Raw genomic sequence first — 943 nt, 5'->3', positions numbered from 1 at the left:
GACGGAGATGGTGTTAAAATTCGTCGAGTTGCAGGTTTTAACAACACGAGCTTTTCACCATTTTTAATGATGGATGAGCTGAAATCCGATCAACGTTCTGACTACATTGGTGGCTTTCCTCCTCATCCTCATCGTGGGATTGAAACGCTGACTTATATGCTGAAAGGTCATTTTCAACATCGTGACCACATGAACAATGTCGGCGAATTGCGTTCTGGTGGCGCACAATGGATGGCGGCAGGTCGTGGAGTAATACACAGTGAAATGCCAATTATGCAAGACGGTGAGCTGCATGGTTTTCAGATATGGATTAATCAACCAGCCAAAGACAAAATGAAACCCGCTCAATACCACGATTTTCAACCAGAGACGATCACGGAATTTGACACTGCAAAGACAGGGCTTGTTCGTGTCATTGCTGGTGAGTTGATGATTGCGGGAGGACGAATTGTTGGGCCGTTGACTCAAACTGGTGTTGTGGCAACTGTTGCTGATTGGCGGCCTCATAGAGGAGCCACGCTTGAGCTAGCTTTGGACGCTGACCATAACATGATGATTTATGCGTACCAAGGCAGTGTCGAGATAAATCAACGCACTGTAAAGCAAGGTGAGATGGCGCTGTTATCAAAAGGAGAGGCCGCAAAGTTTACTGCGGCAGACAACAGTGGGGTCCTGCTCTTTATAGGTGAACCAATCAATGAGCCGGTGGTTCACTATGGCCCATTTGTCATGAACAGTATCGAAGAAATTGAACAAGCGATTCAAGACTACAACTCAGGGCTGTTCGAAACCTATTAAAGCGAACGACAGCGAACAGCCAATTTTGACCGATGTCTTAGTATTACGCTGAATGTATTTGAGCCTGCTTATTGGGCTCGTAGCGAAGCAAATCGATAATCCACTGCCATCGAGTTTGCGTTAGCCACCTAGATTAACTTGCGTT

At 46.1% G+C, this 943-nt stretch carries 1 protein-coding gene; it reads left to right on the top strand.

Going from position 1 to position 943, the window contains the following annotated elements; genetic code table 11:
* Positions 1-798 (top strand): pirin family protein (locus R7044_RS24545; protein WP_225455915.1); only part of this gene is annotated, 798 nt, incomplete at its 5' end.
* Positions 799-943: the final 145 nt, after the last annotated feature.

The organism is Vibrio sp. 1402 (assembly GCF_033340275.1).
Note: the sequence above shows the minus strand (reverse complement) of the source record. Positions and strands in the feature narration are given on the sequence as shown.